The 7,000-nt window shown below is 33.1% G+C and carries 9 protein-coding genes; 3 read left to right on the top strand and 6 right to left on the bottom strand.

Annotated features, from left to right (window positions below):
• A partial coding sequence (locus FNE73_RS16920) for a hypothetical protein (protein ID WP_228430071.1) occupies nucleotides 1–217 on the top strand: 217 nt, incomplete at its 5' end.
• A gap of 223 nt (nucleotides 218–440) precedes the next feature.
• Here FNE73_RS16920 and FNE73_RS12810 read toward each other — a convergent pair.
• Nucleotides 441–845 (bottom strand): hypothetical protein, encoded by a 405-nt coding sequence (locus FNE73_RS12810; protein WP_143884965.1) that lies wholly within the window; start codon nucleotides 843–845, stop codon nucleotides 441–443.
• Nucleotides 846–997: 152 nt separating this feature from the next.
• Here FNE73_RS12810 and FNE73_RS12805 point away from each other — a divergent pair, with 152 nt between their 5' ends.
• Nucleotides 998–2,068 (top strand): DUF4407 domain-containing protein, encoded by a 1,071-nt coding sequence (locus tag FNE73_RS12805; RefSeq protein WP_143884964.1) that lies wholly within the window; start codon nucleotides 998–1,000, stop codon nucleotides 2,066–2,068.
• 64 nt (nucleotides 2,069–2,132) lie between these two features.
• The gene (locus FNE73_RS12800) at nucleotides 2,133–2,330 is read left to right on the top strand and encodes a KTSC domain-containing protein (protein WP_143884963.1); all 198 of its coding nucleotides are present in this window, start codon (nucleotides 2,133–2,135) and stop codon (nucleotides 2,328–2,330) included.
• Nucleotides 2,331–2,385: 55 nt separating this feature from the next.
• On the opposite strand, the gene guaB is transcribed toward FNE73_RS12800, so the two are convergent.
• From guaB to FNE73_RS12775, 5 genes are all read right to left on the bottom strand, one after another.
• Nucleotides 2,386–3,846, bottom strand: a complete 1,461-nt coding sequence (gene guaB, locus FNE73_RS12795) for an IMP dehydrogenase (protein ID WP_143884962.1) — start codon at nucleotides 3,844–3,846, stop codon at nucleotides 2,386–2,388.
• Nucleotides 3,847–3,989: 143 nt separating this feature from the next.
• A complete protein-coding gene (locus tag FNE73_RS12790; protein WP_143884961.1) occupies nucleotides 3,990–4,487 on the bottom strand; it encodes a DUF4252 domain-containing protein in 498 nt (165 codons plus the stop codon).
• The gene (locus tag FNE73_RS12785) at nucleotides 4,484–5,782 is read right to left on the bottom strand and encodes a DUF4252 domain-containing protein (RefSeq protein WP_143884960.1); all 1,299 of its coding nucleotides are present in this window, start codon (nucleotides 5,780–5,782) and stop codon (nucleotides 4,484–4,486) included. The genes FNE73_RS12790 and FNE73_RS12785 overlap by 4 nt, the downstream gene beginning before the upstream one ends.
• A 62-nt stretch (nucleotides 5,783–5,844) precedes the next feature.
• Nucleotides 5,845–6,507 carry a hypothetical protein gene (locus tag FNE73_RS12780; protein ID WP_143884959.1) on the bottom strand — a complete coding sequence of 221 codons (663 nt, stop codon included), beginning with the start codon at nucleotides 6,505–6,507 and terminating at the stop codon, nucleotides 5,845–5,847.
• On the bottom strand, nucleotides 6,482–6,991 hold the full coding sequence (locus tag FNE73_RS12775) for an RNA polymerase sigma factor (protein WP_143884958.1): 510 nt from the start codon (nucleotides 6,989–6,991) through the stop codon (nucleotides 6,482–6,484). Before FNE73_RS12775 ends, FNE73_RS12780 begins: the two co-directional genes overlap by 26 nt.
• Between the last annotated feature and the right edge of the window lie 9 nt (nucleotides 6,992–7,000).

The raw sequence follows: 7,000 nt of genomic DNA, 5'->3' as shown, positions 1-7,000 counted from the left end.
TGGTACTGCGACAAGCGGGAGAGTAGGTCGCCGCCAGTTTTTATTCAAACCTCATACACAAATGTATGAGGTTTTTTTATGCCCTTTTATTCCTCCTTTCCTTCTTCTTTGTTCTTTATTCTTTATTCTTTATTACTGTCTGACTTATAATGTTCAAAAACTATTGAAACAACGATACTGCCGGAAACGGATTACAAACATTCCAAAAAAGTTTTAAACCAAGATTTAGTGAAGCTTAAAAGGCTTAGTGAATTTAATGGGAAACCTTTTAATCAGAGTGAGATTACGCAATATTATTGGACGTTTTCTGTAACCTAGATTTATCTGAAATTACATTCTTTATCAGTAGTATAAACACTCTAAAACAGTATTAATCCAAATAAAAAACCGCTTTAATGACAAAGCGGTTGTATTTAAATAACATAATAGTGTACTAACAATTATTTATATTCTGAAGGGGTCACCGAAAAATCTGTTGTTGATTTTCCATTTTTATCATAATACATATATTTCAATGTAACATTTTTATCTCTAAAGTTTTTCATATCCGGAGAGTTCTTTATGCTTTTCAATGCTTCTTCTTTAGCCGCAATTTTATAATCATTAATTTCATCAGGTGTCAGATCATCTTTAATATCGTCTGTTAATGTATAATTATACTGAAGAGTGGTATTGTTATGTACTGAGACACTATCTAATCTGACTCCTTCACTAAGTAATTGCGGTGTAATTTTATTCATGCTTGCTGCAGCTTCTTTTAGTTCTATTTCTATCTTGTTTTCTTTATTGCAAGAGGATAGAAAAAATGCAGTGATCGTAAGTGAGATGATAAGATAATTTTTCATATTTAATATTTAATGATTAATCTTATGTTATTCAACATAAATTAAGCCAAAAATGTTTTTGATTCTATATAAATAAAAGTTACTTTGTTAAACCTATTACTATTTGTAACAAAGTTATCAATATAAATACTAATTTTGTATAAAATTTAAAAATGAAAAAAAACATATCAACTATACAAGATAACAACTATGCGATTAACAGGTTTCAGAAATTTCTTCTGATTTGTTCAGGTGCAAATATTCACATCATCAAAAAAACACCAAGTGAATGGAATAAATTTGCCGGAATAGGAGGAATTGTACTTTTTACTGCAGTCTTTGCTACTTTATCGGCTGCTTATGCTATGTTTACAATTTTTGATGATATTTGGGCTTCTATTGGGTTTGGTATTCTTTGGGGATTGATGATCTTTAATCTTGACAGATATATTGTTTCTTCGATAAAAAAAACAGGAACGTGGTGGAATCAGATTTTAATGTCCATTCCTAGGTTAATTTTGGCTACATTTTTAGGAATTATTATATCTAAACCTTTAGAGCTTAAAATCTTTGAAAAAGAAGTCAATAAACAGCTTAATACAATTATTCAACGAAATAAAAAAGATCTGCAATCTCAAATGAATGGCAGAATTCTTCAACAAAGCGGACCTTTTGAGACGGAAAAAAAACAGATTACCTTAAAAATTAGTCAATATCAGAAGTCATATGATTCGGCAGCTGTAGAGCTTGAAAAAGAGATTTTAGGTAAACAGTCAAACTTAACAAGTGGAAAGGAAGGATTTGGTCCCAATGCAAAAAGGAAACAGGAACTAAAAGAACAGAGAAGAAAAGATCTGGAAAATTATCAGAAGCAAATGGCTCCAAGGTTGGAATATCTGGATAAAGAAATTTCTAAAGTGTACACCAATCTCGAAACTGAACGAAAATCTACCGAAACTTTTGAGGATAAGTATAATGGTTTTGCAGCAAGACTGCAAGCGTTGGATGAACTTGGTGAGAATTCTGCGATTATAGCAACTGCAGCTGCATTTATTATGGGTTTGTTTATTTGCCTTGAGATTTCTCCTGTTTTGATTAAATTGATTTCTTATGTAGGACCCTATGATTATCTTTTAAAAAAAACTGAAAATGATTTCAGATTGTATTCTAAAGAAAAAGTTGAAAAAGGCAATGCATTAACTGATTTCAGAATTGATGATTTCAAGAGAAAACTGGATGAGTAAATAGCCATAATTTTTGAAAAACTAACGATAGTATTGATAGGAATGTTTTTTGATTTCCTGTAATATGCCTTCAAGTGTTGTCAATAATTATATTTATTTTCCTGAAACTGAAATATTAAGAGTAATTTATCAGTCGGGAGCAATATATGATTATCTGAATGTTCCTTTTGATATTTCGGAAAAATTCAAGGAGGCAAGATCTAAAGGTCAGTTTTTGAATCGTGTAATTAAAGTACGATTTAACTACAAGAGAGTAAAGTAACAAAAATTCGGCGGTCGCTATGTAACCGCCGAATTTTATTATATAGATTTTTTAATTATAAAGAATAATTCGGAGCTTCTGATGTGATAATAACATCATGAGGATGAGATTCTTTCAATCCGCTTCCGGTAATCATTACCATTTTAGTTTCGGTTTGTAAAGCTTCAATATCTTTTGCTCCGCAGTAGCCCATTCCGGCTCTAAGACCTCCTGTTAACTGGAAAATAACATCTTCCAGCTTTCCTTTGTGTGGAACTCTACCTTCAATACCTTCAGGAACGAATTTTTTCGCCTCACTTTGGAAATATCTTTCCTTACCACCTCTTTTCATTGCAGAAAGACTTCCCATTCCCTGGTAAGCTTTAAATTTTCTTCCCTGATAAATAATTTCTTCCCCAGGAGATTCATCAGTTCCTGCTAAAAGCGAACCTACCATTACAGCTCCTGCACCGCTTGCAATTGCTTTCACGATATCGCCGGAAAGCTTAACACCGCCATCTGCAATTACCGTAACATTTTTAGATTGAGCATATTCATAAACATTGTAAATTGCTGATAACTGCGGAACTCCAACACCTGCAACAACTCTTGTTGTACAGATAGAACCCGGTCCTACACCTACTTTAAGAACGTTTGCGCCTGCATTGATTAAATCTTTTGCAGCATCTGCCGTTACAATATTTCCGCCAACCAGATCTAAATCCGGATATGCTTTTCTGATTTCTGAAATTTTATCTAAAACACCTTTAGAATGTCCGTGTGCAGAATCAATAGCAACAATATCTACTCCGGCTTTTACCAATGCAGCAATTCTGTCCATTGTATCTTCACCAACTCCAACTCCGGCTCCTACAATAAGTCGTCCGTTTTCATCTTTGTTTGCGTTTGGATATTCAAGCTGGTTATCAATATCTTTAATAGTAATCAACCCAACAAGCTTATTCTCTTTATCAACAATAGGAAGTTTTTCAACTCTGTTTTTAAGAAGAATTTCTTTGGCTTTTTCCAGATTGGTATTTTTATCAGAAGTGATCAGATTAGTTTTAGTCATAATCTCTTCTACTTTCATCTCCAGATTTTCCTGATACTTCACATCTCTGTTGGTGATAATCCCAATTAATACATTCTCTGCATTTACCACAGGAAGCCCGGAAATTTTATATTTTGCCATTGTTTCTTTAGCCTGAGCCAAAGTATGGTCTTTTGTAAGAGTAACAGGATCTGAAATCATTCCGTTTTCAGAACGTTTTACGCGGTTTACCTGAGCCGCCTGTTCTTCAATAGTCATATTTTTGTGGATGAAGCCCAAACCTCCCACTCTTGCCAGAGCAATTGCCAAGTCAGCTTCAGTTACAGTATCCATCGCAGCGGAGACTATAGGTACATTCAGCGTGATTTTATCGGTAAGTCGGGATTTTAGGGAAACCTGATTTGGTAAAACTTCAGAATAAGAAGGAATTAGAAGCACGTCATCGAAAGTGATGGCTGTCTCTACAATTTTGTTATGAATAGACATCTTTACTTTCTTGCAAAATTAAGGCTTTTAGATGAGATACGAAAATCAGCAGCAATAGTTTAAATAAAAATTAATAATTCATGCTATAAATTAAAAAGCCACTAAAATAGTGACTTTACAAAATTAATATAGCTAAATATGGATTACCGGTCTTCAAATGAATTGATTATTCTGGAAATATCATCTGCTGAAAAATTGCCTTTAATCTCTAAAAATGCCATTTCTTTTTTTGAATTTACTGAAATCAGCATATTTTTGATCATATCACCATTCTGCTTAACTCTTATATTGACGTTATCCCCATTGTGTTTTATTGTTGCCCAGTCTTCATAATGATTAGAATTGAGGTAATTTGTATAATCATTAAACAGTTTCTGGCTTCCGTTTTCAACGGTCATTACTTTAATTTTGGAAACTTTTTTTACCATATTTATCGCAGCTTCACTTTCTCCGTCTTCTCTCAAAGCTCTTTTAATGTAAGGCTTCGCTAAAAACAGCGGAACATTAAAACTTGTGAATCTTGCATTTTCAAAATCATTATCACCAGAAAAGAATGCAATATCTGGCTTATCAGAAACAATACATGATTGTAGAAGGAAAAAAGTGCAGCAAAAGAGAAAAATGTTTTTTAAGATTTTCATGGCAATTGATTTAAATTTATTTTGCTCAAACTTCCGCCAGAAACTTTATCCACTTTTGCTTCCATTTCAGGGTTTCCTTTTAGTCTTACTGATCCTCCGGAAGATGCCCTTATCTTTAATTTGTCTTTTACGTGCAAAGAAAGGCTTGCTCCGGAAGTTGATTCAGCCTGAGCCGTATTGATTATTAATCCATCAGCTTTACATGATGCTCCGCTGCTCAAATCTATAAACGCTGTTTTTGCCATTCCTTCAAAAGTAGAGCTTGCACCACTCGAATTTTTTAAAACTAATTTCTGTGCTGTAAGATCAACCTTCACACTAGAACCTGAATTAATATCAAAGTTGGCATTATCTGTATCAAATTTTCCCTTGATGTTTGAGCCGGATGAAGCATTAACTTCCAGATTGTTTTCTCTTACCGTATTTACTGCAGTAAATGATGCGCCTGAAGAAGTTTCAATAGAATTCATTTCTGGAGATGAAACATTTACTGTCAGATTTTTAAATCTCAGATTTTTCACACCCTTGTTATCAATATAAATTTTTAAAACTCCGTTTTCATTTTTTGTAATGACATATTGTAATTTGTCTGCATCTGCCAAAACCTTTATACTGGTTGCATTTTCCTGTTTATAATTTACATTCACTCCCATGCTAACGTCAATTTTAGAAAACTCACCTACATTTCTGTTTTCTCCGTTAAGATAAGATGAAGTATTTTCTGAATTAAAACTGTTTCTGGATGAGTTTTTTGCAGAAGTAGTTTTTATTTCTGTTGAATTAATAATATTATTCACATCATCCATTTTCATTTTTCCATTAAGGATAAAAATGGCAATCTCATCTTTTGAATCCACATTAAAGATCAGATTTTCAAGAATGCCGTCTTTAGCATTTTCTGCCAAAAATTTCATCTGAACATCATCATTTTTGATAGACATCAATTCATTCAGTTTCAGATCTTTCAAAAGTTTTGCTACTCTCTCACTTTTTTCCTGGTTCATTTTTATCTGCCCCTGGTTTTCAGATTTCAGATCATCCGGAAAAGTAATTTTGGAAAACACCAGAAGCTTCAAACCATTTACATCACGCATGATTGGTTTTATTTTTCCGATATATTCGTTGCTTATATCAATTCTATCCAACAGGTCAAACATCGGTTTTTTGATGTTGATAGAGGTTACGCCGCTTTTATTTTCAAACGAATCGAAAAATTTATCAAGCTTTTCTGTCTGTGCAGAATAATTTCCAAAAGCGGTTATAAAAAGGGTGAGTATAAAAAATATTTTTTTCATGGGGTCTCTTAAATTTAATTGATTATAAGCCTGATCAGTTGCATAATCTTATTGTTAATAATCTATTCTACATTATCCATCACTTTAGGTTTCAGCGCCTGATTTACATTCGTTGCCATCACCTGAAATGAATATTTTGTTACGTTGATTGCTTCTTCTACATTATCAATCCTTTTTCCGTTCACAATTACATAAGAATCTTTATATCCCAGAGAATCTGCTAGGTTTCTTTGAGAATTATTGTAAACATATTTTGGTTTTCTTTCTTTTTTAATTCTGCTTTTTTTGGATAAAAGTTCATCCAGTACATCATTTTCGGCTATTGTATTTTCCTGAAAAATAGAATCTTTTTTTGCGCCGGAAGCAGAATCGGTAATATGAACGGCAACCTGTGAATCATGATTATGATTTTCTGCAATAAATTCGTTTTTCTGTTTTAAAACCTCATTTTTAACAAAATTTTCTTTATCGGTGATTTTGTTTTGATTGAAATTAAAAATAAAAGCCAGTCCGAATACAATAATCGCACTTGCAGCCATCCAGAACCATTTTGGGAATGAAGGTTTGCTGTTTTTAATCGGAATAACAGGAATTTCTGCTGAAGACTTTGTTTCTTCTTTACCTTCTGCTTTTTTGAGAAAATCATCAAAATCCCAGTTCATCTTATCTTCCTTCAGATTTTGGAAGACTTCATTATATTTATCTTGAAATTTGTCTTTGCTCATAGCTCATCAGTTGAGTGATTTGTTCTTTTACTTTTTGTCTTGCCCGCATCAGATTGACTCTTACTGCGTTTTCTTCCATTTCCAGTATTTCAGAAATTTCAGACACTTCGTACTCTTCTACGTCTTTCAGATGGATGACCATCTTTTGCTTTTCGGGAAGCTGATTGATGAATCCTACAATCTGTTCTTTCAGATTATTGACTTCCATGTTATATAGTTCTGAACGATGAAGCTGCAGATCTGCAAAACCCAATTTTACATCATGGTGCTTTAGACGGTTCAGACATTCATTTCTGACTGATTTTAAAGCATAGGATTTTAAATTTCCAAACTGTTCCAGCTCGTCTTTTTTCTGCCAGAATTTGATCATCAGATCCTGTACGATATCTTCGGCTTCATCGCTGCTCAGGACAAATCTTTTCGCAAAACGGAACATCTCATTACTGAGAATAAATACCGTATTCCTGAAAGTTTCCTGAGTCATAAGTTTTGT

The organism is Chryseobacterium binzhouense (assembly GCF_007474545.1).
Lineage (GTDB): Bacteria > Bacteroidota > Bacteroidia > Flavobacteriales > Weeksellaceae > Chryseobacterium > Chryseobacterium binzhouense.
This window is presented reverse-complemented; position numbering and strand designations above follow the sequence as displayed.